This window comes from Mycobacteroides abscessus ATCC 19977, assembly GCF_000069185.1.
In the GTDB taxonomy this organism is placed as follows: domain Bacteria; phylum Actinomycetota; class Actinomycetes; order Mycobacteriales; family Mycobacteriaceae; genus Mycobacterium; species Mycobacterium abscessus.
The window spans coordinates 1-23319 of the sequence record NC_010394.1 but is presented as its reverse complement, the minus strand read 5'-3'; the positions used below and the strand labels follow the sequence as shown (position 1 = coordinate 23319).

General features: G+C 67.9%; 29 protein-coding genes. 14 read left to right on the top strand and 15 right to left on the bottom strand.

What is annotated here, in order from left to right; translation table 11 throughout:
* The first annotated feature begins 299 nt into the window (after nt 1–299).
* The 4 genes from MAB_RS00145 to MAB_RS00130 all read left to right on the top strand — a co-directional run bounded on the left by MAB_RS00145 (nt 300) and on the right by MAB_RS00130 (nt 3070).
* Complete coding sequence (locus MAB_RS00145) at nt 300–1070, top strand: Abi family protein (protein ID WP_012296249.1); 771 nt, start codon at nt 300–302, stop codon at nt 1068–1070.
* A 121-nt stretch (nt 1071–1191) separates the two neighbouring features.
* On the top strand, nt 1192–1998 hold the full coding sequence (locus MAB_RS00140; RefSeq protein ID WP_012296248.1) for a ParA family protein: 807 nt from the start codon (nt 1192–1194) through the stop codon (nt 1996–1998).
* The gene (locus MAB_RS00135; protein ID WP_012296247.1) at nt 1995–2387 is read left to right on the top strand and encodes a hypothetical protein; all 393 of its coding nucleotides are present in this window, start codon (nt 1995–1997) and stop codon (nt 2385–2387) included. The genes MAB_RS00140 and MAB_RS00135 overlap by 4 nt, the downstream gene beginning before the upstream one ends.
* 476 nt (nt 2388–2863) lie before the next feature.
* On the top strand, nt 2864–3070 hold the full coding sequence (locus MAB_RS00130; RefSeq protein ID WP_012390408.1) for a hypothetical protein: 207 nt from the start codon (nt 2864–2866) through the stop codon (nt 3068–3070).
* 202 nt (nt 3071–3272) lie between these two features.
* On the opposite strand, the gene MAB_RS00125 is transcribed toward MAB_RS00130, so the two are convergent.
* The gene (locus MAB_RS00125) at nt 3273–3500 is read right to left on the bottom strand and encodes a hypothetical protein (protein WP_012390409.1); all 228 of its coding nucleotides are present in this window, start codon (nt 3498–3500) and stop codon (nt 3273–3275) included.
* Nucleotides 3501–3582: 82 nt separating this feature from the next.
* Here MAB_RS00125 and MAB_RS00120 point away from each other — a divergent pair, with 82 nt between their 5' ends.
* Nucleotides 3583–3861, top strand: coding sequence for a hypothetical protein (locus MAB_RS00120; protein ID WP_012390410.1), 279 nt, complete (start codon nt 3583–3585; stop codon nt 3859–3861).
* 11 nt (nt 3862–3872) lie between these two features.
* The gene (locus tag MAB_RS00115; protein WP_012390411.1) at nt 3873–4193 is read left to right on the top strand and encodes a hypothetical protein; all 321 of its coding nucleotides are present in this window, start codon (nt 3873–3875) and stop codon (nt 4191–4193) included.
* A gap of 22 nt (nt 4194–4215) precedes the next feature.
* Here MAB_RS00115 and MAB_RS00110 read toward each other — a convergent pair whose 3' ends face one another.
* Complete coding sequence (locus tag MAB_RS00110; RefSeq protein WP_012296245.1) at nt 4216–4599, bottom strand: hypothetical protein; 384 nt, start codon at nt 4597–4599, stop codon at nt 4216–4218.
* 89 nt (nt 4600–4688) lie between these two features.
* On the opposite strand from MAB_RS00110, the gene MAB_RS00105 reads away from it, so the two are divergent.
* From MAB_RS00105 to mobF, 3 genes are all read left to right on the top strand, one after another.
* Nucleotides 4689–4886: a ribbon-helix-helix protein, CopG family gene (locus MAB_RS00105; protein ID WP_036405108.1), complete on the top strand. Its 198-nt coding sequence runs from the start codon at nt 4689–4691 to the stop codon at nt 4884–4886.
* A 434-nt stretch (nt 4887–5320) separates the two neighbouring features.
* Complete coding sequence (locus tag MAB_RS00100) at nt 5321–6397, top strand: rep protein (RefSeq protein WP_012296244.1); 1077 nt, start codon at nt 5321–5323, stop codon at nt 6395–6397.
* A gap of 316 nt (nt 6398–6713) precedes the next feature.
* The gene (gene mobF, locus MAB_RS00095) at nt 6714–10046 is read left to right on the top strand and encodes a MobF family relaxase (protein ID WP_012296243.1); all 3333 of its coding nucleotides are present in this window, start codon (nt 6714–6716) and stop codon (nt 10044–10046) included.
* Between the two features lie 11 nt (nt 10047–10057).
* On the opposite strand, the gene MAB_RS00090 is transcribed toward mobF, so the two are convergent.
* The 9 genes from MAB_RS00090 to merA form a co-directional block, all read right to left on the bottom strand.
* Nucleotides 10058–10819, bottom strand: a complete 762-nt coding sequence (locus MAB_RS00090; RefSeq protein WP_012296242.1) for a hypothetical protein — start codon at nt 10817–10819, stop codon at nt 10058–10060.
* Nucleotides 10816–13260, bottom strand: a complete 2445-nt coding sequence (locus tag MAB_RS00085) for a hypothetical protein (RefSeq protein ID WP_012296241.1) — start codon at nt 13258–13260, stop codon at nt 10816–10818. The genes MAB_RS00090 and MAB_RS00085 overlap by 4 nt, the downstream gene beginning before the upstream one ends.
* Nucleotides 13260–13787 (bottom strand): hypothetical protein, encoded by a 528-nt coding sequence (locus MAB_RS00080; protein WP_012296240.1) that lies wholly within the window; start codon nt 13785–13787, stop codon nt 13260–13262. Before MAB_RS00080 ends, MAB_RS00085 begins: the two co-directional genes overlap by 1 nt.
* A 166-nt stretch (nt 13788–13953) precedes the next feature.
* Nucleotides 13954–14544, bottom strand: coding sequence for a hypothetical protein (locus tag MAB_RS00075; RefSeq protein WP_012296239.1), 591 nt, complete (start codon nt 14542–14544; stop codon nt 13954–13956).
* A gap of 57 nt (nt 14545–14601) precedes the next feature.
* On the bottom strand, nt 14602–15186 hold the full coding sequence (locus tag MAB_RS00070) for a recombinase family protein (RefSeq protein WP_012296238.1): 585 nt from the start codon (nt 15184–15186) through the stop codon (nt 14602–14604).
* A gap of 198 nt (nt 15187–15384) precedes the next feature.
* Complete coding sequence (locus MAB_RS00065) at nt 15385–16737, bottom strand: dihydrolipoyl dehydrogenase family protein (protein WP_012296237.1); 1353 nt, start codon at nt 16735–16737, stop codon at nt 15385–15387.
* Complete coding sequence (merB, locus tag MAB_RS00060; RefSeq protein ID WP_012296236.1) at nt 16734–17390, bottom strand: organomercurial lyase MerB; 657 nt, start codon at nt 17388–17390, stop codon at nt 16734–16736. The genes MAB_RS00065 and merB overlap by 4 nt, the downstream gene beginning before the upstream one ends.
* A 46-nt stretch (nt 17391–17436) precedes the next feature.
* A complete protein-coding gene (gene merH / locus MAB_RS00055; protein ID WP_130983727.1) occupies nt 17437–17949 on the bottom strand; it encodes an Hg(2+) transporter MerH in 513 nt (170 codons plus the stop codon).
* A gap of 32 nt (nt 17950–17981) precedes the next feature.
* The gene (gene merA, locus MAB_RS00050) at nt 17982–19400 is read right to left on the bottom strand and encodes a mercury(II) reductase (RefSeq protein WP_012296234.1); all 1419 of its coding nucleotides are present in this window, start codon (nt 19398–19400) and stop codon (nt 17982–17984) included.
* Nucleotides 19401–19538: 138 nt separating this feature from the next.
* Between merA and MAB_RS00045 the strand changes: the two genes are divergently transcribed.
* The 5 genes from MAB_RS00045 to MAB_RS00025 are packed head-to-tail and all read left to right on the top strand — an operon-like array spanning nt 19539 to nt 21276.
* A complete protein-coding gene (locus MAB_RS00045) occupies nt 19539–19922 on the top strand; it encodes an ArsR/SmtB family transcription factor (RefSeq protein WP_012296233.1) in 384 nt (127 codons plus the stop codon).
* A complete protein-coding gene (locus tag MAB_RS00040) occupies nt 19922–20356 on the top strand; it encodes a Mercuric transporter MerT (protein ID WP_012296232.1) in 435 nt (144 codons plus the stop codon). The genes MAB_RS00045 and MAB_RS00040 overlap by 1 nt, the downstream gene beginning before the upstream one ends.
* Nucleotides 20353–20949, top strand: coding sequence for a recombinase family protein (locus MAB_RS00035; protein WP_012296231.1), 597 nt, complete (start codon nt 20353–20355; stop codon nt 20947–20949). The genes MAB_RS00040 and MAB_RS00035 overlap by 4 nt, the downstream gene beginning before the upstream one ends.
* A complete protein-coding gene (locus tag MAB_RS25275; RefSeq protein WP_012390403.1) occupies nt 20946–21125 on the top strand; it encodes a hypothetical protein in 180 nt (59 codons plus the stop codon). The genes MAB_RS00035 and MAB_RS25275 overlap by 4 nt, the downstream gene beginning before the upstream one ends.
* 7 nt (nt 21126–21132) lie before the next feature.
* Entirely contained in the window at nt 21133–21276 is a 144-nt protein-coding gene (locus MAB_RS00025; protein WP_012390404.1) for a hypothetical protein, read from the top strand.
* 23 nt (nt 21277–21299) lie between these two features.
* On the opposite strand, the gene MAB_RS00020 is transcribed toward MAB_RS00025, so the two are convergent.
* From MAB_RS00020 to MAB_RS00005, 4 genes are all read right to left on the bottom strand, one after another.
* Nucleotides 21300–21596 (bottom strand): hypothetical protein, encoded by a 297-nt coding sequence (locus MAB_RS00020; protein WP_012390405.1) that lies wholly within the window; start codon nt 21594–21596, stop codon nt 21300–21302.
* Nucleotides 21596–21829, bottom strand: a complete 234-nt coding sequence (locus MAB_RS00015; RefSeq protein WP_012296230.1) for a hypothetical protein — start codon at nt 21827–21829, stop codon at nt 21596–21598. Before MAB_RS00015 ends, MAB_RS00020 begins: the two co-directional genes overlap by 1 nt.
* Before the next feature lie 88 nt (nt 21830–21917).
* The gene (locus MAB_RS00010) at nt 21918–22358 is read right to left on the bottom strand and encodes a hypothetical protein (protein WP_012296229.1); all 441 of its coding nucleotides are present in this window, start codon (nt 22356–22358) and stop codon (nt 21918–21920) included.
* On the bottom strand, nt 22355–23176 hold the full coding sequence (locus MAB_RS00005) for an RNA polymerase sigma factor (RefSeq protein WP_012296228.1): 822 nt from the start codon (nt 23174–23176) through the stop codon (nt 22355–22357). Before MAB_RS00005 ends, MAB_RS00010 begins: the two co-directional genes overlap by 4 nt.
* Between the last annotated feature and the right edge of the window lie 143 nt (nt 23177–23319).

Sequence of the window (23319 nt, the reverse complement as noted above, 5' to 3'; positions counted from 1 at the left end):
CCCAGGTCGAGCCGACAATCCCCCGCATACACAAGAGGGCTGGTGACGGCCCCTGGGTCCGCGAGTGGTCCCAGTTGGCGGGCCGCTGGACCGCCAATGTGCGGCGCTCCCCTCGCGTGATGAGGTCGGTTCGCCCGTGTCCGGCATGAAAGAGCCCCCGCGGGTGAATCGACAGAAGCGTGAGGCGCGGGTGGGGGGCCCCAATGAAAAACCCCGGCCGCGTCATGGCTCCAGGCCAGAGAGGCGGTGTCCGGGGACTTCTGCCAGTTATGTTACCTCGGACCACGAAAAGGAGTCCAGTGGTAGAAACCCCCCAGCAAGCAGAAGCGCGTCGCGCCGCTGCGCTCGATCGAGCCATATCGACCCCGCGCTACGCGTCCTATCTGAACGCCGCCGGCCAAGACGCCGACCGTGCCCGCAAGCTCTACGTCTGGGACCGTGACCTTTCGACAGCCGTCCTCGCGGACCTGGCCATCGTCGAAGTGGCGTTACGCAACGCCCTACACAACGCGTTGACCAGCACCTATGGACCCGAGTGGTACCAGAACATCGCCCTCGATGACCGCTCGATGAAGCAGGTCGAACGAGCGTGGGGCTACCTCCGTAATCCTCGGCAAGGCCACCCATCGACACCTGGACGAGTGATTGCGCAGTGCACCTTCGGAATGTGGGTCAACCTTCTCGATGCCGGCGGCTACGCCGGCCGGGAGCCCCGCCGCGTCCACGCCGACTACGAGCAGCTATGGCGATCGACGCTGCGCTCCGCATTCCCCGGCGGCCGCATCGAAGCACGAAACGACCCGAGCCCCCATGCGAGCTTCACCAGGACGTGGGTTCACTCCGTCGCCAAGACCGTCAACGTCCTACGCAACCGGGTCGCCCACCACGAACCCCTGCACAACGGATTCCCGTTGCCTGGCCAACGGTCGGGTCAACAGCAGCCGAACCGTCTCACCGCCGCCGAGGGCGTCGAGGCCTACATGAAGCTCACTCGCATGATCGACCGCAACCTCGCAGAGTGGATCGTCAACAACACCAAGGTCACCACCCTGCTGGCCACACGTCCGTGAGTCTCCCCTGGGGCAACACCACCGCAGGTTCCGAGACCACAGCACATGCATACATACATGCTTTCTTACATGTAAGTATGCATGTAGACATGTTTGCATGCAGATTGATAGACTTCCTGTCATGACCGTTTCGGCAGATAAGCAGTGCGAAATCCTGGCCGTGGCGCTGCAGAAGGGTGGCGTCGGCAAGACCACCACCACGATCAACCTCGGCGCGAACCTGGCCGCGATGGGTCTGCGCATCCTCGTGATCGACATGGATCAGCAGGCGCACAGCACCAAGGGGTTGGGCATCGAACTCGACGCCGAGGACGCGTCCATGTACGAGGTTCTGCACCCGGACCGGGCGATGCGCGTCCCGCTGGCCAAGGTCATCGTTCCGACGCAGTTCGGTATCGACGTCGCGCCCGGTCATCTCGCGCTCAAGGAGCTCGAGCGAACCGGGCTCGGATCGGGCGGCCAGTTGCGGCTAGCGCGCCAGCTCGACGACATCGAGGGCTACGACTTCGTGCTCCTGGATTGCCCGCCGGCATTGGGGGAGCTGACCACCGCGGCGCTCGCGGCGGCCGACTACGTGTTGGCCGTCCTCAAGGCCGGCCCCGACGAGGTTGACGGCCTGGTGGAGCTGGGCAACTCGATCCTCGACGTTCAAGAGACGCTCAACCCAGACGTGGAGATCCGGTACGTGCTGCTGGCCGACTTCGACGGCAACCCGAAGGCGAGCAAGGACGTACGTCGTCAACTGCGTGCCGACTGGGGGGAGTGGTCTGACGGCGGGGCCTATCTGGGCGAGATCCCGCACACGGTGCGGGTGGTGGAGGCCAAGGGCAAACGCGTGCCGGTCAATGTGCACGCCCCGACCAGCACGGCGGCGGTGGCCTACCGCGAGGTCGCAGAGCGTATCGCGGCAAGGCGGCACGCAGCATGAACGCCGCATCCAAACCCGCCGGATTGCAGGTCGGCTCCACCCGGCCGTTGTCGCGCGCAGAGCGACGCGCCCAAGCCGCACGGGTCACCGCCGACGAAACCGCGCCGGCCGCGCCGGAGCCGCAGAACACCGATATCCCGCCCGCGCCCGTGGCGACGCCACCCGATGGTGAGCAGGAGGCCCGGCAGGCCGAGCCGGTTCGGTTGAAAGCCCGTCTCCGCAAGGTGAAGAGTCCGTTCGCCACACAGCTGCACGCGGGAACCCTCGCGCGGCTCGAATGGATCAAGGCCCGCGGATACGTCATCACCGACACCGTCGACGAGGCCATCAACCGCTACCTCGACAACGCCGGCATTCCAAAGCCGGACCGCAACGACCGCATGCCTTGAGGGCGGGCGCGCGCCGCCCCCCTCTAAGGGCTGACGCAAAGTTGTCTTGATTCTCTCGTTCGACGACGCTCCAGCTCATCCGCTGAGGCCCGCCCCCGCGCGGGAACGTGCTTCAGCCTGCGTTTTTCTTGTTGTGATCTGACCGTAACCACACGAGTTGTCGGGATTCCGGCCCCCAAGGGGTCATTAGAGGCCGTGACACCAACCCCTGACAACCCGTTTCTCGCGGTGCCGTGCATTCGGCAATCGGCCGCTGCACCCCGCAGGTCTATACCTGCTCAGGCGAGACCTAGAACTGCCGCCACGCCACACGACGGAAACCAGCTCTAGGGCCGGTACTTCCCGTGTACCGGAACCACGACGAGAAAGGTGCGGCCAGTGCCCTGTAAAGCACGCTGTGCCAGCGCACAAGAAGAGAGCGGGACGACAGCCAGCTCCAGGAGCCATCTCCTGACCACCGAACCAGGAGACGCCCAATGAGCGAATCCATCCTGATCGCAGTGGCGATCATCGTCGTGGCCATCACGGTGCTGGGTCTGGCGATCTGCGTGCTCGCCGGCTACCTGGCCCGCATTCCCGACTGCAAGGTCACCATCGGCGAAGTCGGCCGAGCGATCGGCGCCATCGTCGGCGTGGGCATCGAAGCGGTAGCCACGATCATCACGTCCGCGCGACGACCGTGAGCGCCCACCGCCGCATACGGGGAGGGGAGCGGGCTTCCTCGGCCTCGATTGTGGCGAAACGGTGGGTGGTGGTCGTCAAGGCCGGTAACCGCCGCTGCGCGGTCGACCTGCGGTCGAGCCTGGACAGCCGCCACCCACCGCGCAAACGGGCCAGTACGAGGAAGCCGGGCGGGGAACGTGCTGGCCAGGCTCCGGGGGCGAGCTACTCGGACGGGGGCACCCCGGCACGGTCCAAGAACTCGTTGAGCGCCGCATCCACGATGTCGGTGACCGCGTACCCGCGGTCCTTCAACACCTCCACGCGCTGCTGGGTGCCTGGCCGCACATAGGTGTTCAACGGCACCTTCTGCTGTCGCTTACGCAAGGGCAGCGCGCTACCGCCAGCGTCGGGCGCACCGCCGTCGAGCGCATCCCCAGCCGAATCGGGCATGCATGCATCCTACATGCACGTCTAAAAGTAGTTTACATGCAAGTTGCTTGCATGTATGCACGCACGCTCTTACAGTGGTGGCATGGATACCCTCGGCACGGTCCAAGACGACGTGAGTGCGGTCCGGGACTTCGCGTCCCAGGTCCGTGCGCTGTGCGCGCAGCTGACAGCCAATCCGTTCAACACCCCCGCCGCAGAAAAGCTCCTCGATCTGCTCCTGGAAGACGCCCCGGCAGTGGATCTCGCCTTCCAACGGGTGTTGCGGTCGGTGATCTACGAGCCCGCATCGACCGGCGCCCCGATCCTGGACATGCTCGGCGGCCCACGCTGTACCGCGCTGGTCGTCGGCGCGGCGGCCTAAAGTCGGCCCTGATGAGCACACCCTCGCCGCCGCCGAAGCCAGGCTCCACCGAGCACTGGCAGGCATGGCTGCAGCGGTACGGCGGTGACTACACCGATGACGCCGAGCGCCGCGCCGCCTACCGGGACTTCACGACGAACCTGGACACCATCCAAGCCGTCTTCTCCCAGTCCGATGACATGCACGTCGCCGGCTACCTCGAAGCCCACGAACGGGTGGCCAGCGGCGACGCAGACAGCCCCGACGCCGCCGAGACATGGGTTCCAGGCCATCTCACCGGCCACGCGCGGGCGGACTGGCTCGAAGGCTTCCGCTCCCACTTCGAGCCGTAGGCCCGGTCTGGGGCTGGCTCGTTCAGCGCTGGACCGGCCACACCACGTGGTGCTGCGCGCGAGGCGGGCTGTGGTCGAAGACAGCTTCAGCCATCAACTGTGCGCTCCTGCTGGCGATCATCTCGGTCAGGTCGTACTGCACTTCGCTGCAGGCCTCATCGAGCAGAACCTGTTGCGCCGAGGCGATCATCGTGGACTCGTCCGCGCCGCTGACTTGTGATCGGGCCGTCCAGTCGCTCATCCGGTCGTTGATCGCGTCCAACTCTGAGAGCACCAGGCACGCCGCCTCGCTGGCGTACTCCTCGATGAACGCCGCCCGCGCTTCGGCCGGCCACCAGACCGGGATCGGCAGCTGGGCCGCGTACACCGTCGCGATGGCCGCCTCCAGTTCCAGTGAGTCGATCACCACTCGAACGGTAGCCGTGTGAAAGGAGGGACGGGATGTGCGCGTGTCGGTACCAGGTACATGGACCTTTTTGCGTAAGGATCAGGGCCATGGCCCAACCGCACAAAGGTCCGCGTGAGCAGATCAAGGTTCGCGCTGACGCATCCGTCTACGCCCGGCTTCGTGAAATGGCCGCCGAACGCGGCACAAGCGTCAGCCAGCTTTCGGCCGACCTGCTCGCTATCGCGGTCGGGCGGCCCGAGGCTGTTCGCGAACTCGACAAGGAGGTTCTGCCGCTGGCGATGTGATTCACCCGCCAAAGGCCTCAGACCTTGCTGGACGAGCTAGGGGGTCTTGGCATACGTGACATCTGAATAGCTGGTGTGCGGATTACCCCGCTGACATGACGAAGGCCCCGCGTTAGCGGGGCCCCTGTCGGGGGTTCGAACCGAGTTGGCGCTCGGTTCCGGGTCCGCACCCGATATCCCCGAAGGGACTTTGCTTGATAGGCAAGTCTCACGGTAGCGCACGCCTCGAAGCTGCACCAGATTCGGCGCGCGATCGGTGCGCAAACCGTGACCTTTTGAACGCCCGCGTACGTCGGGCGGACAGTGCTTGGCCGACGCCGCTCGGCGCTGCTGTAGCCCCTGCTGCTCCCAGCCCTCATGTGGTGCGGGCACTGGCGCATGAGCGTCGCCGTGAGTGGGTGACGCGCGCGGGCTCTTGCGCACCGTCTGCGCCGATGTGGACCAGTCGCGCGGGCTGGCTCGACGGGTTGTCGCGGTGGGTGCACTCCCCGGCGTTCGGCGCGCTGTGCGCTGAGGCGCGGGTGTCGATCACCACGGCCACGTTGTTGTCGATCGCCGCTGTGATGGCCGAGCACGCCGATCACGGCACCGGCCGCCACGTCGCGGTCACCCGCGCGACAATCGCCGACAGGGTGGGGTGTGACGTGCGCACCGTGACCGCCGCGTGGCGCGTGCTGAGGGTCTCCAGATGGGCCGTGGAGGCGCAGCGGGGCCACGGTTCGACAAGCACTCCCAGCGTCGGCCGCAGACCCTCGGTGTACCACCTGGTGCCGCGTCGCGAAGTACGTCCAGTGACGCCACCGCTTGTGCATGATTTCCACCTACCGCCGTCAGGCGGTGTTGGTTGTTCTTCTCCCGTAGGGAATTACTCACCAAGCGGGCGCGCGAGCGCGCCCGCCATCCGAAGCTGCGACAAAACGCGACAAGCACGGCCGCGGCGCGCTACCGCGCGACCGCTGGCCACCCAGAAACTGGCCGCTGGACTGGTCGCGCTCACCCACGGTCTCGACCGCGCCCACATCGGTGCCATCTGCGATGCACTCACCAGCGTCGGCATCGACCCCGCGGTGTGGTCCGCGCGTGCGGTCAACGACGCCCTCAACGCCGACATGCGCGCCCGAGGAACGACCTGGCCCGACCACATCGCCAACCCCGGCGCGTTCCTCGCCAGCCGGTTGCGACGGCTGTCCTGGACATCCCCCGACACGGCCCCGACAAAGGCCGGCAGCATCGACCAGACGCCGCGCCCAGTGGTGCTCACCGACGCAGCGCGAGCCCGGATCACCGCCGCCCGAGAAGAGATCCGCCGAGTGCTCACCGAGCGCGCCCAACTCAGCCGTGAGGACCAGACCAGCAGCACGCCCGCCGCGTCGTCGCGGCGCGACATCCGGCTGGCGGTCCAGACACGGCACGGCGGCGCGATGAACCGACTCGCAGAAGACCACCGCGCCGTCCGCGGAGACGCGATGGAGCGCGCACCGTTGAACGTTCCGGTTCGACGACGCACCTAGTGGTTGCGAACCGGCGCGCTGACGTTGCGGCCAGACGCGACTCTCAGCACCCGCACCAGCGCCCTCTTCGTCGCTTCTCACTCACGTCTTCCGCACTGCCTCCCGCTTCTCTCCCCACCCTCTCGCTGTTCCATCTTCGCCCGCTCATCGCATCTCCGCTGCGCTCTCACAACCCACCCCTGACCCTCAGTACTGCTCTACCACCGTAACGATATGGCACATTTGCACAATGTGTGCGAGGCTGGGCGGGAGCGCGCCGTGGGCGCGCTCCCGCGAGGTCGGTGGTGGTCGCGTTGGCGGGAGGCGTGAGGGTTCGGTGTTGACGATCGCCAAGCTCGGGGCGTGGTCGGTGGCGTACTACGTCGACACCGCGCGTTCGGCGGCCGCGGCGGCACTCGAATCGCGGGCTGCCGGTGGGGGTTTGGGCGAGTACTACAGCGAGTCCGAGACGCGGCTTCCGGTGTGGTTTTCCGCCGGCCGGGACACGACCGCGGCGAGGGGTTTGACGGGCGCCGGCCGCGCCGGTGAGAACGCCGATTTGGACGCCGTGACGCGTTGGTTGGACGACGGGGAATCGCCGTGCGGAGCCAGTGGTCGGGCGTTCCAAAAGCGGGCCGGTGTGCACGGCTATGACTTGACGTTCTGTGCCCCGAAAAGCGTGTCGTTGATGCGTGGTTTGGGCAACGACGTGACCGTTAAAGCGGTCGCGGATGCGCACGCCTTCGCGATCACCGAGGCGATGGAGTATCTGGCCGAACACGGGGGCTACACCCGTGTGCACAATCCGCGCACGGGTGAGAAGGATCTGGTGCGGTTGCCGGGGATCGTGGCGGCGGGTTTTCAGCACGAAACCTCGCGGGCCGGGGACCCGCATCTGCACACCCACGTGTTGGTCCCGAACCGGCAGGCCCGCGCGGATGGGCGGCTGGTGTCTCTGGACGGCACGAGTCTCTATCACGAAGCGAAGGCCGCCGGGATCATCTATCAGGCCACACTGCGGCGGGAGCTGACGCGTTCGATCGGCGTGGAGTGGAACGACGTCGATCCGCACACCGGGATGGCCGACATCGCCGGGGCCGATCGCGGGGATCTGCGGTCGTGGTCGACACGCTCCACACAGCTGCGCGAGTGGGCCAGCGGGCATCTGCGGGTGGAGTGCGACGAGCTTTCGGCTGCGCAGCTGGCGACCGCGCAGAAGGCCACACGGCCACGGAAACCCGAAGGTGTCGCATGGGCGTCGCTGCGTGTCGCATGGGCCGATGACACCCGCACATTTCGGGTCGACGAGACCGTCCAGCAGGCTGCGCGAGATGCGCGTCGGGCTGCCGGTGTGGACTACGCGGAGGTGGTGCGTCGCGCGGTGTCGCACGGCCTGAGAAAGGCGGCGTTCACACGCGCGGATCTCATCGAGGCGATCGGCGCGCGGATGCCGGTCGACGACGCCGATGGACCGTCGCCACGAGAGGTCATCGAGCGCCTCGCCGATGGTGTGGCACTGCGCATCGGAGACGAGCGGGCCGCCCACCAACGGGAGGGGTCGATCCGCTACACCGCCGCCGATCTGGTCGCCGAAGAACGCGCCATCATCGAGGTGATGGGCCGCCGCCACAGCGCCGCGGTTCTGCCGTCTGTGGACACCGCTGGGCTGTCGCCGGATCAGGCCCGCGCCGTCACAGCCATCGCGACCTCAGAACGGCTCGTACAGCCCCTCAGCGCCCCCGCAGGGGCCGGAAAAACCCACTCACTGCGAGCGCTGCGCGCCGCCGCACACGACGCCGGGAAACGCGTTCTGGTGGCCGCTCCCACCGGGCGTGCGGTCGACGTGGCGGTGCGCGAGCAGGCGGGCGATCACGGGGCCACCCTGGACGCGTTGTTGGGCCGCCTCGAGCGCGGCCAAGAGGTCCTCGACGCCGACACCGTGGTCGTCGTCGACGAGGCCGGCATGGTCGGCACCCAACACCTGCGCCGGTTGCTGGAGAGGGCCACCGCCGCCGGAACGAAGGTCGTGTTGGTCGGTGACGAGCACCAGCTCGCACCGGTCGCGCAACGCGGCGGCACCTTCGCCCAACTGGTCACCGATCTGCCGTGGGCGCAACGCCTGTCGCAGGTGTGGCGGATGCACGACCACGACGAGCGCAACGCCTCACTGGCGGTCCGCGACGGTGGGCCGGCGGCGTTGCGCCGCGCGGTGGGCTGGTACCGCCGCCACGATCGGCTGCACATCGGGGATCAGGTCACCATGGCCGATGACGCCGTAGCGGCCTGGACGGCCGACGTCGCCGCCGGCCGTGACGGTCTGCTCATCGCCGATCGGTGGGAGATGGCCGATGCCCTCAACATCCGCATCCACTCCGAACGGATCAGCGACGATGCGCCCACCGTGGCCGCCGCGCGCGGGCACCGCGTCGCGGCCGGCGACGTGGTGATCACCCGCCAGAACACCACCGACATCCCCACCCGCACCGACCGTGGTGCCGACGCCGATCCGATTCGCAACGGCCAACGCTGGGAGGTCCTCGCCGTCGACCCCGACGCGGGGCGGATCGCGGCGCGGCGTCTCGACGACAGGGCGGTCGCGGTCCTATCCGGGGACTACCTGCGCCAGTACACCCATCTGGGGTACGCGGTGACCGTGCACGCCGCCCAGGGCGTCACCGCCGACACCTGCCACACCCTGCTCTCGGCCGAGGCCGCGACCCGCTCGATCGCCTACGTCGGTCTGACCCGCGGCCGGCACACCAACACCGTGCGCCTCTACGACACCCGAGCCGGGGAAGCCGACCACGAACACGCCGACCCCATCGCCACGGGTGTCCACACCGCACGCCGCGGCACCCCGGCGCAGGCCGCGACCGCACTGCGCAGCGTCCTGGGCCGCGACGACCGCGCCGCCACCATCACCGCCGCCGCGGCCGACGAGGACCGACTTCCCGACCAGGTGGCCGACCTGCGCCGCCACCACCGCACCGTGACCGCGCGGCTGCGCCGCGAGCACCGCATCGACCGCCACGCCGCCCACGACCGCAGCGCGCACGCCTCGGACCGGGCGCTCGTCGAGGTCCTGGCCGCCACCCACCGCTACGGCACCCCCCTGCCCTCCTCGCAGCAGCGCAGCGACCCGGTGGCCGTGGCGCTCTCGGCTCCCTACGTCGTGACCACACTGGCCGCCGACCGCTACACCCCCGACCTCGCCGACACCGTGCGCCAGGCCGCCGCCGGCACCGACCGGCGCTACGTCCAGATCGCCGCCGCACCCTCCCGTCCCGACCAACGTCGCCTCGACCAGTTCGCCGAACGCCTGACCGCCCATCCCCCATCGCCGAGGGAGGTCGTCGTCGTCGAGGACGCCGCGGCCGCCGACCCGGCGCATCTCGCGGCGGTGGCCACCGCCCTGGTCCCCGCCCGCGGCCGGCTCCTGCTCATCGACAGCGGCGAGCCCGGCCCCGGCCGCCGGCTCCTCGACGGACTCGCCCTACCCTGGTCTGAAAACGCCCGCCCCACACCGGATGTCGCCGACCCCGCACTAGCGGCACTCGCGGACAGTCACCGCGCCGCCGCCGATCGCAGCTGGCGCATCCTCAACCCACCCCACCGCGACCGTGGACGAGAACGAACCAGAGACCAGGGATACGGCCTCGAACTCGACTGAGGCGGCGGCGGTCAGCCTGCGTCCAGTCGCCACCATGCGCCGGCCTCGCGGCAGCGCGCCACGGCCTGAGGATCGACCGCCTCGATATCGCGGAGAACCGCTTCGCATTCGTCGACCGGACAGCCGAACTGCGCAAGCTCTCTCAACCACATCAGCAGAGGCCGCTCGCTGTCTTCCGAAGTGGGCCACGTCGCCCATATCCGGCCGTAGGTGGCGGCCACGCTGTCCCGGAAAGCCGCACGAATCGTGTCATGGGCGATGTCGAACAGTCCCTGCGCCTGCTCCGCGTACACGGCGAGCTGCGGTATCCCCAGATGGCTTTCGAGCACCGACGGTGCGGCGAATCCGAGTGCAGTGCGCCAATGCTGTTGCGCGGTAACAATATCGGAAGTCGGAGCGCTTGGGCGGATGAGGAGAAGATATCGGCCGCCCTCGAAGTAGTCGGCGTCTCGCCAATCGGGGTCGCGGCCCGGTACCCGGATCGGCGACGGTGCGCTCAGCGTCGCGCGATCCCACCTCGGTATCGGAGGGTTCAAAGATGCGTTCGCGCACACCATCTTCAGCGTTGCGCCGATCGTCTCCAGCCGTTCGGCGTACCCGAGCAGCGGATAGCTCGGTGGTGCCGAGCTATCGCCCCGGAGTCGATCCCCGGTACGCACGTGGAACTCCCGCGCCCACAGGGAGGCTTGGTAGATGGTGTTGGCCAACTCGGCGTGCCAGCGTTCCAGCTCGACCCTCCAGGCTGCGCCGTCCGCGCCCTCCGGTGTGGTCACCGAGGAGCCTCGTAGTGGAGGTCCTCTTCGACGCTCACCAAGGCCCTGACGATCATGTCGGACAACTCAGTATCGCCGGAAAGAACTGCGCCATAACACATGTCGGGTAGCGGCAGCGGACGGGCCGCCCAGCCGCCGATGTGTTCGGCGGTACGCGCAACCAGCCAGTGCGCCCGGTAGACAGCCAGATCTTCGCTGTAATCGCGGGGATGGCCGGCCCCGCCGGTCATGAACGCGGGCCGGGTCATGGCAGTGGTGCCGTTGAAGATCTGGGCTTCCGCGTTGTACTTAGCCCATTGCTGCGTGGTGGGCTCGCGGTCACCGCCGCGAATCTCCCAGATGTGGCGCACCGCGTCGGGAATATCGACAGGCTGGGCCTGCGACGTTGCCGCACGGATCAGCGCCGCGGTCACCGCGGAGACGATCCGGTCCTGATAAATCGGGTCGGCGTCCATGATGCGCAGCAGCCGCGGGTACATCTCGGGCCACAGCAGCGCCAGCCGATGCGCGTGCATGTCGTCGAGCACCGGGGCGGGTACCTGGACACCGGGCTGCAGCAGCGGGTTGGTTTCCCGTGTGCATGCAGGCGGATGCTCGACCCCCGCGTCCCTCAGTGCGGGCGTCGGGAGCGTGCTCGCAGCGGCGACCAGTCGCCAGCCCCACTGGGCGCGCAGCTGGGCGTACTCGACGAGGATCTGGGCGGGATCGGCCCAACCGAACCACAACTGCCGGAAGTCGTTGTCTACCAGAGGATCTGTGGCCAACACCCGCACGGAGCGCGGAACGAACACGCCCGCCGGGATGTAACCGGCTCCGTCGTTGGTGGTGATCACGATCTCGGTGCCGCTCGGGGAGCGGAACACCCCGACCGCCCACCCCGTCATGGGGCTGCCCGCCAGGTAAGCGGCGTGCTGAAGCTTCGAGACCAACTCCCTGGCCGCCGCGGCGTCGGCGGACTCGCGGCGCTCCTGGGCGGCCGCGGTCTGGCCCGCAGCGACCACGCTGGCCGGGATCAGTGTCGGGCCGGCGGCCGCGCCCGCTGCGGCCGACGTGGGCGCCGCCGGGGCTGTGTTCGTCGAACCGACCGTGCCCGCGGGCACGGTCGCCGCAGGGGGTGGAATGGCTGCGGCTGGCGGTCCCATCGAACCGGGCGGCAGCATCATCGGCGCACCCCCACCGGCCCCCACACCTACACCGGTAGGTGCGGAGGCAGGGGCGGCGGGGGCCACCACACCGGGCTGCGCCGCGGCCGGCGACACACCCCCGCCGGGGGCGGCTGCGGCCGGTGCCGCATGCCCACCGGCCGACGGAGCCGGCGACGGGCTCGCCGGTGCCGGCGGCGGCGCAGGTGGTATCCCGCCGCCCATGCCCGCCGTCGCTGCTGCTCCCTGATTGAATGCCGACAACGGCGACGCGCCCCCCGCGTTCGATGCCGTAGGGAGGCCACCAGCATTCGGCAATCCGCTTCCCGCGCCGGGCATTTGGCCTACGCCGCTCAGAGGATTAGAGCCCGTCCCCGGCATGCCGCCGCTTCCCAGACCGCCGGGCATCTTCGGAATCCCGCCACCGGAACCCATCCCACCGCCACCACTGCCCAATCCGCTCATCGACGGCGCACCGCCGCCGAGCGGCGACGCCGCCGCCGGCCGCGGCGCAGGAGTCATCCCCGGCTGAGTGACCGGACTCGACGTCGCGAGTCCCTCATCGCCAACATCCGCTTTGCCCGTCCCCGCGTCGGCGCCAGGGGACACCCCCGGTTGCGTGACGGAGGTACCGGCTTTGTCTGTTGGTGCGTCTGCCACAGGCTCGGGTGCGTCGGCCCCGGCTTTCGGCTTCTCGGTATAGCGGCGAGGGTCTTCGTCCTGTTCGATACCGGGCGATGGGTTGTCGAGGGGCTGCGCGGGAGGTGCAGCGGGTACATCGCCCCACTTGGTCAAAAGGTCTAGCGCTCTGACGTTTTCGCTGCTCTTCTTGAACGAGGTGTGCGCGGCCATCGCGGCCGTAACGCCTGCCTCGGTCTGATACCTGGCCATGCCGTGATACTGAGCTACGAGCGCTTCGGCTTCGCCGGGCAGCTTCGCGGCGGCGATCTTGGGATCGGCCTCGCGGATCAGCTGCTCCTGACCGGCGCGCGTGTCACGCAACACGGTGGCGATGTCGGCGCACTTGTTGGCCACTTTGTCGTGCCACTCGGCGATCGTCTTGGCCTCCTCGGCCAACACCGCACCCGCCCGGTGCGCCTCGTCGAAGCCCCGAGAGTCAGCGGCATCTCGGAACGCTGCGTTGTCGGTGACGATCTTCTGGTGGATGCCGTCCCATGCCGTCGCGCTGGCCCGGTAGGCCTGCTCCTGGGCGTCCCAGTGCGAGGCGTCGGGCGGTTCCATGTCCGGTGTGACGATCAGCCGCCCATACGAACCGGCAGAACTCCCGACGGCCGCCATCAGCGCAACCCGCACTCAGACGTGAGGACATCCGTCAGATCGTTGCCGCGTTTTAGTTGGCGATCGGCGTCGTCCCAATGCCGCATGTTCAGCGCGTGGAGCATGTCGATGTTGGCCGACATCCACTCATGCAGCGGTATCGCCGTTGAAGCTGGTGTGGCGTCAGACAGCTGCGTACGCAGATACGAGACCGCAGCCACACCAGTGCGTTTCTCCGTGGCCAATGCGGCGAGACTCTTTGGGCTTGTCCAGCTCTGCTCCAGCGCCTCGGCGCTGGACTTGCTCGCCAACGCCGTCGACCGTGCGGCCCGATCCCACGCAGCACATGCCGTAGCCTTCGCGGCTTGCGTCTCGCTGCTGCTGTGAGCGGCTGGCGGGGGTGCAACCACGTTGACCGTGTGCTGAGCCGGGGCGATGGGGCGCACCAGCGCCAGGCCGCTGGTCACCGCTGCACCAGCGGCGATCACTAGCGCGGTCGCTGCGACGGCCACCCCGGTGCGGTGGGGCCGCCGATACCCCATCGTCATGAAACGACCGTATCGCGATCGACAGACATCCAGCCACAGCCACAGCCACATTCAAACCCGCGAGTTTCCGCAGCTCATGTCGCCTATAGGCAACATCGAGCAATTCAGCGAACGTCACGTGGTGTGTGTATAAAATGACGGTTTTAGACGCACTTAAGCATGGTGATCACCGATTGCGGCTGAGCAGCTCGCGCAGGCGCTTGGCTCCGCGGTCGGACACCGACTGCGACGACAAGGCATACGCAGCGGCCTGATCGGGAGTCAGTCGGCCGCCGCCGATGTGATCGCTCAGAAACCGTCGCACCTGCGCCTTTTCATCTGCCCCTGTCCAGCCGTTACGACCGCCGTAGAAGATGACGGAGTCAAGGTCTTTGCGGACATCATCGTCGACTTGGGACGTTGTGACCTGTCCGGTCAGCAGGTTGATTGCGGCCGCGCCAGCAGCCCATTCGGCTAAGGACGTGGAGCCCTCGACGACAGCAAGCGAATAGCCCCGAGCCAAGCCCATCGCGAAGTGCAACGACCGTTCGTCTGGCACGAACGTCAGTACCGGACCGCGATCGGGTCGGCTACGGCTCTGCGGTGTGGCGTGACCCCCCGCTCGGATGATCTCGTCGAGGTCGGCATAACCAAAGCTCGCCGCGTTCTGCGCGTTGCTCACCAGCAGCGGCGCTAGATCCTCCTCGCGACTGCGTTCCCAAATCCAGTCGGCGGCCAGGGTGATGGCTTCTTCCCACGGCCCGATCTTCGACGTCATCGGGGACCCACGCTGCGGCCCGCAGGTGAGTGGAGGGGTGCAAATCGTCGGCGGTCATCACGCGACTCCTGACTGGGAACTGAGTTTGGCCAGGTAGCGGTAGGCCGTCGCCCGGCTGATTCCGAACGCTTGGGCAAGTTCGGGTACGGGTTCGCCCGTGCCGGCGAGGCGGCGCAGCTGTTCTTGACGTTCAGGGGTCAGTTTGGCCGGCTTGGTAGCCGGCAGTTGGCGGGCTCGCCGGGAGTCGCGCGAGGCGGCGCGGCGCTCACGCCCCAGTTCGAGTTCGAGCTCAGCCAGCGTCGCCATGATGGTGGCCACCGCACGCCCTGTTGGTGTGCCGGTGTCCACACTTTCACGTAAGGCGCGCAACAGAATTCGGCGCTCACCCAAATCCGCGATGGTGCGGGTTACTTCCGCGACGGATCGACCCAGCCGATCGATGGCGGTGACCACCACAGTGTCGCCCTCGCGGGCGTAATGCAGCAGGGCCGCCAGGCCCGGCCGAACGGTGTTCACCGTACCCGACAGCTTGTCGGTAAAAATTCGGCCGGATTCGACGCCTTGGGCGGCGAGCGCGGCGAGCTGCGCATCGAGGTCCTGACCCAGCGTGCTGACCCGCGCGTACCCGAGAATCGCTGTCACACCGCTACCGTCTCATTGCCCTCCGACATCGAGGATGTGAGACACGCCGTGTGAGACAAGAAAGGAGACGCCGCGACCTGGCGTTATCCCACCGCAGCGTGGACCACGTAGGGCCGTCTCGTTTCTCTAGAATCGAGACTGCACTGAGGTATTGCGCGTTGTCTTCGGTTCCGGCATGGGGTCGACGAGGTGGCGTCCTTAGAGCATGGAGCCGAGATCGGATCCCAAAGTGGGGTAGGCCGCGGTGGTGGTCTTGAGCTGGCGTGTGGTTAGACCGAGCTTGATGGCCACGGCAATGGTGTTGGCGTGTTCGGTGTAGTCCGGTCCGAGCAGGTGGGCGCCCACGATGCGGTCGTCGTCCTTGTTGACCAGGATCTTGGCAGCGGCGGTCCCTTCTCCGATGCGGTAGCTCGAATACCAGGTGCTGGCGTCGCTGTAGCGGACGTCGATGTTCAATCCTTGGTCACGTGCTTCTGCCTCGAGCAACCCGACGCGTGCTAGTTCGGGGATGGTGAACACCGCGGAGGGGATACCCGTGTAGTCCGGGACGGTGCTGGCAGCCTTGAGCATGTTGGAGGCGGCCACCTTGCCTTCGATCACGGCCACCGGCGTCAACGGCGGGCCGGCGGTGTCTGCGGCGTCACCGGCGGCGTAGACACCGGGCTGGGTGGTGCTCTGCAGGTGCGGCTGCACACGGATTCCTCGCTCGGACCATGCGATGCCGGCACGGTCGAGGTCGAGGTCGGCCAGCTCGGGAAGTCGCCCGGCGCCGTGAACCACCACGTCGGCATCGATGGTGGCGTCGGTCCCGTCCTGGTTGACCTGAACCTGGTATCCGGTGGCCGTCGCGCGTACGGCGGTGACCGTCGTAGAGGCGCGCACGTCCACGCCGGCCGCCACGCCGCGCCCGATCAGCAGGTCGACCAGATCGGGGTCGAATCCCTTGAGTGGGCGCGGACCGTGATCGAGGATGATCGGGTGGCTACCCGCGCGGGCGGCGATGTGGGCGAACTCGAAGGAAATGTATCCGCCGCCCACGAACACGATTCGCGGTGGCAAGTCCTCCAGATCGAGGAACTGGGTGCTGTCGATGAGGTGTTCGTGACCGTCGAACTGCAGCGGCCGGGGTCGCGCTCCGGTCGCCACCAAGAACCGCTCTGTGTGATGGACGTCGTCTCCGACGCTGATCTGATGGGCATCGACGAACCGGGCCTGACCATGCAGTGTCTGGACGCCGTGGCGGCGCAGGTCGTTTTCCATGTTCGCTGGTGCGGGATCGGTGAAGCCCCGTTTGTGGCGCATCAGATCAGTCCAGTTGATGCGGATCTGGCCTTCGTCGATCCCCTTGCCGCGCATCAAGCGGGACGCGTCGATGATTTCGGCACCACGACGCAAGATCTTCTTCGGGTCGCATCCACGCAACGCGCAGGTGCCGCCGTATGGCAACGAATCCACGATCGCCACGCGCCAGCCCTGGGCTCCGCACTTGTTGGCCGCAGCGATTCCGGCCATGCCGGCGCCGATCACGATCACATCGAACCGGGCAGTCATCGTCCCACCTGGGTGCAGCGTGACGGGGAGGTGCCTTTCAGGAGGGACTGGGTCAGGGGGCGGCCGAGTTGGTAAGCGTCAGCCACGGAAACGACGGTGGCCGCGGGGTTCTCGGCCAGCCATGGCTCAGCGGCCTCCCGGGTGGCGAAGAAGTGCACGTGGTGGCAAAACGCGGTCCGAATAGAGGCGGGATGGTCCGGGATGACGATCGAGACCACGGCGGTCGTGGGTTCGACGTTGGTGATTCCGTGGGTGTCGATGGTGAGGTGCACGGGTTGCCCAGTGCTGTGACATGGCGAGGTGACGTGGGCGGTTCGGCCGAGGATGCCGGGGAAGATGAGCGTGTCCAGCGCGCACCAGGTGTAGAGCTGCCGTCCGTCGATGTCGAAGCGGTGCGGGGTGGGGCGCAGTGTGAGGCCGCTGCCGATGATGCGGCCGTGTTCGTCGTATTCGGTGTCGGACATGGCGGTCAAGGCGTGGCGCACCTGCTCGACGGTGGTGGCGGTGGCGTCAGCGAGTTGGTCGATGGTGACCGGCGCTCCGTGGGCGAGGAGGTCGAGCAGCGGGCGCAACATCCAGGGCGTCGAGCCGGGGTTGTCGCCGCCGAGTGAGTCGTTGAGCCGGTGGGCGAGTTGGGCGATGTCGGGGTTCATGTCGCTTGGTCCTTCCAGGTCGATAGCGGAAACTAGGGATGCGATATCAAGCGGCGCAGGCATTCTGGCGTTTGAGTTGGCGTAGCCGCCAGATGTCCCACACCTGGGCGATGATCAGCAGTGCCAACCCGATCCACACCCCCACCCCGCCGGGCATGCCGGCGCCGGCGGTGTGGCCTCCCATGCCGTCGCCCATGGGATCGCCGCCGTGCCCGGCGCTGGCGTGGCCGAACAGGGCGTTGCCGTTGAGGGACAAGAAGATGATCACCGCGGCGACCACGGTCAGTAGCAGCGGCAGCGGGTTGCGGTGCCGATGCCAGGTGGCCGCGCTACCGGCGATGGTGATCACCAAGCTGACGATCAGCAGCGGCCGCAGGGCGGCGTCGGTAGTCAGGAACGTGGCGCCGATGGCGGTGAGCAGCGACACCAGCGCCGTCACACCGAGGCAACACAAAGTGGCGAAACCCGCCATCAGGGCGGCGGCGCGGGGCAGCCAGCGCTGCCACCTGGGCGGCAACGCGGTAGTTGCGTGGTCGATGGCGGGGGTGGGGGGGCACAGTCATCAGGGTTCTCCTTGCGGGTGGGGGTTGGTCAGCTGGCGCAGCAGGACAGGGTGGCGACGTCGGTGGTGTAGGCCTGGGCGGCGAGTTTGAGTGATTCGGCCATGGTCAGATACGGGGCCCAGGTGTGGGCGAGCTGCTCGACGGTCATCCCCGCGGTCAGCGCGTAGGTGGCGGCGGTGATGACGTCTCCGGCGTTCTCGGCGACGACGTGCACCCCCAGTAACCGACCGGTGTCGGCGGCGGCGACGAGTTTGACCAACCCGCGGGTGTCGCGGTTGACGATTGCCCGCGTCACGTACTGCAAAGGTATTGTGCGGCAGTCGCATTGGATGCCGGCGGCGGTGGCCTGGGCGTCGGTCATGCCGACTGAGGCGACGGCGGGGCTGGTGAACACGACCCGCGGCAGGGCGGTGTAGTCCAGGGTGCGGGCGGCCCTGCCGAACGCGTTGTCGGCGACCAGGGTGCCCTGGGCCGCGGCGACGTAGACGAACTGCGGTCCTCCGGTCACGTCGCCGGCAGCCCAGATCCGTGCGGTGGTGGAGCGCAGATGGTCGTCGACGAGGACTTCTCCGCGCGGACCGGTCTTGACCCCGACCGCGTCGAGGTTCAGACCGGCGGTGACCGGGCGGCGCCCGGTGGCCACCAGCAGCTGTTCGGCATGCAGCGCCAACCGTTGCGTTCCGCGTTCGGCGGTGAGGCTGTAGCCGTGTTCGTCGCGGCGCACACCGGTCACGGTGGTGTGGGTGTGCACCCGGATGTCCTCGTCACCGAAGACGTCCGCCAGCACCGCGGAGACCTCGGGTTCTTCGGCGGACAGCAGCGGTGATCGCGTCACCACGGTGACCACGGTGCCCAGGCGGGCGAAGAGCTGCGCCTGTTCCAGGCCCACGTAGCCGCCGCCGAGCACGATCATGGATTCGGGCAGCCGGTCTAGGTCCATCGCGGTGGTCGACGTCAGAGAGCCGGTGTCGGCCAATCCGTCGACGGGTGGCGCCCAGGGCGCCGAACCGGTGGCGATCAAATAATGCTCGGCCTCGACGTGCAGCGTTGCGCCGCCGGGCGTTTCGACGGTGAGGCACGGTCCGCCGGCATCGCCGACGAACTGGGCGTCGCCCTCGACGACGTCCCAGCCGTAGTGGGCGGCGAGGTCGACGTACTTCTCGCCGCGCAGGGTCTGGACCAGTGCGTCCTTTCCGGTCATCAAGGCCGGGCCGTCGACGGGTGCGGCGCTGGCGGCGATGCCTGGAAACCGGGCCGCGGTCGACGCGCCGTGGAGGGCGTCGGCGGCGGCGAGCAGCGCCTTCGACGGCACGCATCCGACGTTGACGCACGTGCCGCCGATGGTGGCCCGTTCGATCATCACCACACGGCGTCCGGCCGTGGTGGCGGCGATGGCGGCGGCGAACGCCGCACCGCCGGAGCCGATGATCGCCAAGTCATAGCCCATGGGGCGTCTCGCCTTTCGTCGGCGGTCCTGCGGGACGGGCCCCGCCGACCGTTGCTCTCGGGTAGTCGAATGTGACTATACTTCCTCATATCCGCTAATACGGATACGCTAATTTTCTAGGATGTGAAGGGAGACCGCGTGACCTGCCGCACCGATCCCCGGCTGGCGTTCCTGCCCGAAACCGACACCGGGGTGGAGATGGTGGCCAAGTTCTTCCGCGCGCTCGGTGATCCCGGCCGACTGCGGCTTCTGGAGTTCCTGGTGAGCACCGAGCACACCGTGACCGAGTGCGTCACCCATCTCGGGCTGGCGCAGAGCCGGGTTTCCAGTCACCTGGCGTGCCTGTCGGACTGCGGCTACGTCCAGGTCCGCCGAGAGGGCCGGTTCGCTCATTACAAGGTGGCCGACCCGCGGGTGGCCGATCTGGTGATGCTGGCGCGTTCGTTGGCCGCCGACAACGCCGCCGCCCTGGCCGACTGCGTACGCATCACCGCCGCCGAGGCCCCGCAGGTGCCGGCCTGATGGCGACCAAGCGCACGAGCCCGTCCGTGGCCGGGATCCTCGGCCTGGTGGGCATCGGGGTGCTGCCGCTGCTGTGCTGCGCCGGACCGGCGCTCATCGCCGGCGGAGCGCTCGGAGCCCTTGGTGGCGTCCTGGGCAATCCGTGGCTGATCGGTGCCACCGCGGTGCTGGTGATCGCCGCCGTTGGCTACGCCCTGCGCCGCCACCGTCGCCAGGACTGCCATACGGCCTCTACCGACCGAAAAAGCTACATAATGACCGCTGTAGTTGCGACCAGCGCCGATGCGCCGGTGCGGTGTCCCAGAATCCTGTCCCAGACCGGCGGGAACGGGGACACCCTTAAAGACACAGACGGCTCCCGCCCAGGTCCGCAAGCGGCCCTGGTTGGGCCTGAGAAGACCGTGCCCCCTGAACGAGTGAGGACCTGCCGGTGACGCTGCTGGGATACGCGCGAGTCTCGACGTTGCACCAGTCCCCCGACATGCAGACGAAGGCGTTGACGGAGGCCGGGGCCGAACGGATTTGGACCGAGCGCATGTCCGGCGCTCGCGATGATGATCGCCCCGAGCTGGCCGCGCTGCTCGACTACGCCCGCCGCGGTGACGTGCTCATGGTGTGGCGGCTGGACCGCCTCGGCCGCTCGCTCCCGCACCTGCTCACCGTGGCCAGCGACTTGCAGGACCGCGGCGTCGAACTGCGCTCTCTCACCGAAGTCATCGACACCAGCACTGCCGGCGGACGGCTGATCTTCCACGTCTTCGGGGCCGTCGCCGAGTTCGAGCGAGCCGTCGCCGCCGAACGCACCGCCGCTGGAGTCGCGGCAGCCCGCGCGGCCGGTCGACACCCCGGCCGCCCCGGCCTCACCGCTGACACCATCGCCGCGGTCCAAGCCCTCGACGAGGCCGGGACCCCTCGCGCCCAGAATCGCGCGCACCCTCGACATATCCCGCTCCAGCGTCTACCGCTGCCTCGACCAACCGCAGCCGTCAGCCTGAGGCAGGCAGGCGACCTTATCCTTCGAAGGTGACGGAAGAAAACGGCGATACCCAGGGCTGCAGCAGTGCACCTGGGGAACTCGACGACTGGCCGATCGACGTGGCGGACGTTCGTGAATCGCTACGAGAAGCAGAAGCCGACATCGCCGCCGGCCGTACGTTCGGCGAAGACGAGATCCGCGCCCGCTACGGCGTTCCCCGGAAATGAGGTCGAAGTGATTCACGCGGAAGCCGAGCCCGACCCGGATGACCTCGATGCCGGCTACGCCCAGCTGGCGTCGGAGTTCAACAGCGAGACCGCCGATGTTGAACGTCGGGCTGCGCGGGACCGCTATGCGGGTCGGACTGGAGAGGCGTAGAGAAGAACTCGCCGGCCGTGTGTTCAGATCAGCCGGGGGTCGCCGTCTTCGTCGAGGATGATGTGCCGTTCGCCGCGCTGGAGTGCGTCGAGTGCGAGGTCTATCTCGTGGACGGCGAGATCGGTGATCCGGCTGGGGCCGAGGACGATGATCTCGTCAGCGTGTTCAGCGCCGCCGCCGGCCGCCAGACCGACGTACTCCGCGTTGGGGGCGACGACGAACTGCAGATCCCAGCCGATGACGTCTCCCACCTCGCGTGCGCGTCGGTCGAGAGCTTGCACGTCGTCGTCGGTCAGCACGTGATGCCCCTCCCCCGCCATCAGGCGTTGTCGGCGGTTCTGCGGCGCAGCGTGTTCAGCTCGTCGAGCAGCTGCTCGTAGCGCTGAAGGGACATGACCACGGCGGCGGGCTTGCCGGCGGTGTCGGCCAGGACGACGTTGCCGCCACTGGTGGTCACCTGATCGATCAGGCGCTGATGCAGTTCGCGGACCGGGATCAGCTCACTGGGAACGGCCTGCGCGCCGCCGAGGGCTTCAACGGTGGTACGGATCATGGGATTTCGCCTTTCGGAAGTGATTTGGTCTGGTGTCCCCTCGGCCCGTCTGTCGAGCCGAGGGGACACCGCCGAATCCGGTTGATGCTCAACCGCGTTCGGTAACTGTGGTGTTGGGGTGACGTGCGGCCGTGGAGCCCTTCACGAACTTGCCGGTGATGGCACTGCGGTGATGGGTTCCGCTGCTGCGGTTGGAGCCCCGTTCGGTGACCGTGGTCTTGGGGTTGCGCGCCGCGGTGGACGCCTTGACGTAGCGACCGGTGGTCGCGCTGCGGTGATGTCCCTTGGCCATTGTCTTGTCCTTTCGGTTTGTCCGGCCCGGTGTTGAGCCGGATACCGGTCTATAAGTGCGCTCGTCGGCTCGACCCCTGAATTTCTCGGAATCGTCGTGCCCCTGGCCGCTCTCGGCGGCGCGGCGGGCCAGGGCGTCGCCTTCGGCGGCGGTCACCGACCGGCGGGCTACTCGCCCGGTGCGGGTGCCCAACGAGCTGGCGTTGATGAGTGCGGTGAGGTGCTTGATGGTGGTCACGACGTCCTCTTTCGGTTTCGGAGTTGGCGGAGTTGGTGGCCGAGGAGGTTCTCCACGCTCTTGGCGTCGCGCAACCCCAGCTTGTCGGCGATCTCCCGCTGGGTGAAGCCGTGTTCCTGCAGGAACAGTGCTCGGCGCGCCCGGTCGGTGGTCAGCAGCGCCATCGCTTCGGCCACCGTGTCGTTGGCGACGATGGTCTCCTCGATGCCCTTGATGACGTCGAACCGGTCTTCGGGGAGTTCGTCCGTCGGCGTGGTGGCCTCCCGGATGCGCTCCTTCTCGGCCCGCAGTGCGCTGCGGTAGATGTTGGCGAACTGATAGAGGCACTGGCCGATGAAGAAGGTGCCCAGTGACGCCCCACCCGAGGATTGCCAGCGGTGGGTCTTGAGCACCTTGTCGCGGAAGTAGATCAGGGCGGCGACCACGGTGTCGGTGGCGATGTCGTCGATGGTCTGGTCGTCGGGCCAGCCCTCGATGCGGCCCAGACCGTAGCCGGTCAGCGCCTTGGCCTTGCCGTAGATGGTGCCGTGGCGGATCCAGGCGCGCAGCACGCCGAGGCCGTAGCGGGTCAGCTCGCGGGAGAACCGCTCCCACAGCCGGCCGGTGAACTGCTCCAACTGCAGCGTCAGCAGCAGTTCCTCATCGGCTTGAAGGCGCCGGAGTCGTTCCAGTTCGTCGGCAAGTTCGGCGGCCAGGTCAGGGTCATCGAGCCAGGTGCCGACCAAGCCCTCGTCGACGCCCTGGATGTCGCCCTGGTTGTCCGGTTGTAAGCGCGCGGCATCAACGGGCGGGCCGGGACGGCGTGCCGGTCGATCCATGGCTACATCTCCAGGAGGCGAGAAAGAGACAACCGATCCCTACGGTTGTCGCTTCCTCTTAAGTCCGCGCGTACCGCGAACCCCTGAAACCTGGAGAAAGTTTTTTCCAGGCAAGCGGTAGCGGGCCGTGCTGTCACCATTGT

Bases quoted from the DNA above. Each gene is read 5' to 3' on its own strand.
- MAB_RS00140 (WP_012296248.1), top strand. From the start codon at position 1,192: ATGACCGTTTCGGCAGATAAGCAGTGCGAAATCCTGGCCGTGGCGCTG.
- MAB_RS00135 (WP_012296247.1), top strand. From the start codon at position 1,995: ATGAACGCCGCATCCAAACCCGCCGGATTGCAGGTCGGCTCCACCCGG.
- MAB_RS00130 (WP_012390408.1), top strand. From the start codon at position 2,864: ATGAGCGAATCCATCCTGATCGCAGTGGCGATCATCGTCGTGGCCATC.
- MAB_RS00125 (WP_012390409.1), bottom strand. From the start codon at position 3,500: ATGCCCGATTCGGCTGGGGATGCGCTCGACGGCGGTGCGCCCGACGCT.
- MAB_RS00120 (WP_012390410.1), top strand. From the start codon at position 3,583: ATGGATACCCTCGGCACGGTCCAAGACGACGTGAGTGCGGTCCGGGAC.
- MAB_RS00115 (WP_012390411.1), top strand. From the start codon at position 3,873: ATGAGCACACCCTCGCCGCCGCCGAAGCCAGGCTCCACCGAGCACTGG.
- MAB_RS00105 (WP_036405108.1), top strand. From the start codon at position 4,689: ATGGCCCAACCGCACAAAGGTCCGCGTGAGCAGATCAAGGTTCGCGCT.
- MAB_RS00100 (WP_012296244.1), top strand. From the start codon at position 5,321: ATGTGGACCAGTCGCGCGGGCTGGCTCGACGGGTTGTCGCGGTGGGTG.
- MAB_RS00085 (WP_012296241.1), bottom strand. From the start codon at position 13,260: ATGGCGGCCGTCGGGAGTTCTGCCGGTTCGTATGGGCGGCTGATCGTC.
- MAB_RS00080 (WP_012296240.1), bottom strand. From the start codon at position 13,787: ATGACGATGGGGTATCGGCGGCCCCACCGCACCGGGGTGGCCGTCGCA.
- MAB_RS00075 (WP_012296239.1), bottom strand. From the start codon at position 14,544: ATGACGTCGAAGATCGGGCCGTGGGAAGAAGCCATCACCCTGGCCGCC.
- MAB_RS00065 (WP_012296237.1), bottom strand. From the start codon at position 16,737: ATGACTGCCCGGTTCGATGTGATCGTGATCGGCGCCGGCATGGCCGGA.
- merB (WP_012296236.1), bottom strand. From the start codon at position 17,390: ATGAACCCCGACATCGCCCAACTCGCCCACCGGCTCAACGACTCACTC.
- merA (WP_012296234.1), bottom strand. From the start codon at position 19,400: ATGGGCTATGACTTGGCGATCATCGGCTCCGGCGGTGCGGCGTTCGCC.
- MAB_RS00040 (WP_012296232.1), top strand. From the start codon at position 19,922: ATGGCGACCAAGCGCACGAGCCCGTCCGTGGCCGGGATCCTCGGCCTG.
- MAB_RS00020 (WP_012390405.1), bottom strand. From the start codon at position 21,596: ATGGCGGGGGAGGGGCATCACGTGCTGACCGACGACGACGTGCAAGCT.
- MAB_RS00015 (WP_012296230.1), bottom strand. From the start codon at position 21,829: ATGATCCGTACCACCGTTGAAGCCCTCGGCGGCGCGCAGGCCGTTCCC.
- MAB_RS00005 (WP_012296228.1), bottom strand. From the start codon at position 23,176: ATGGATCGACCGGCACGCCGTCCCGGCCCGCCCGTTGATGCCGCGCGC.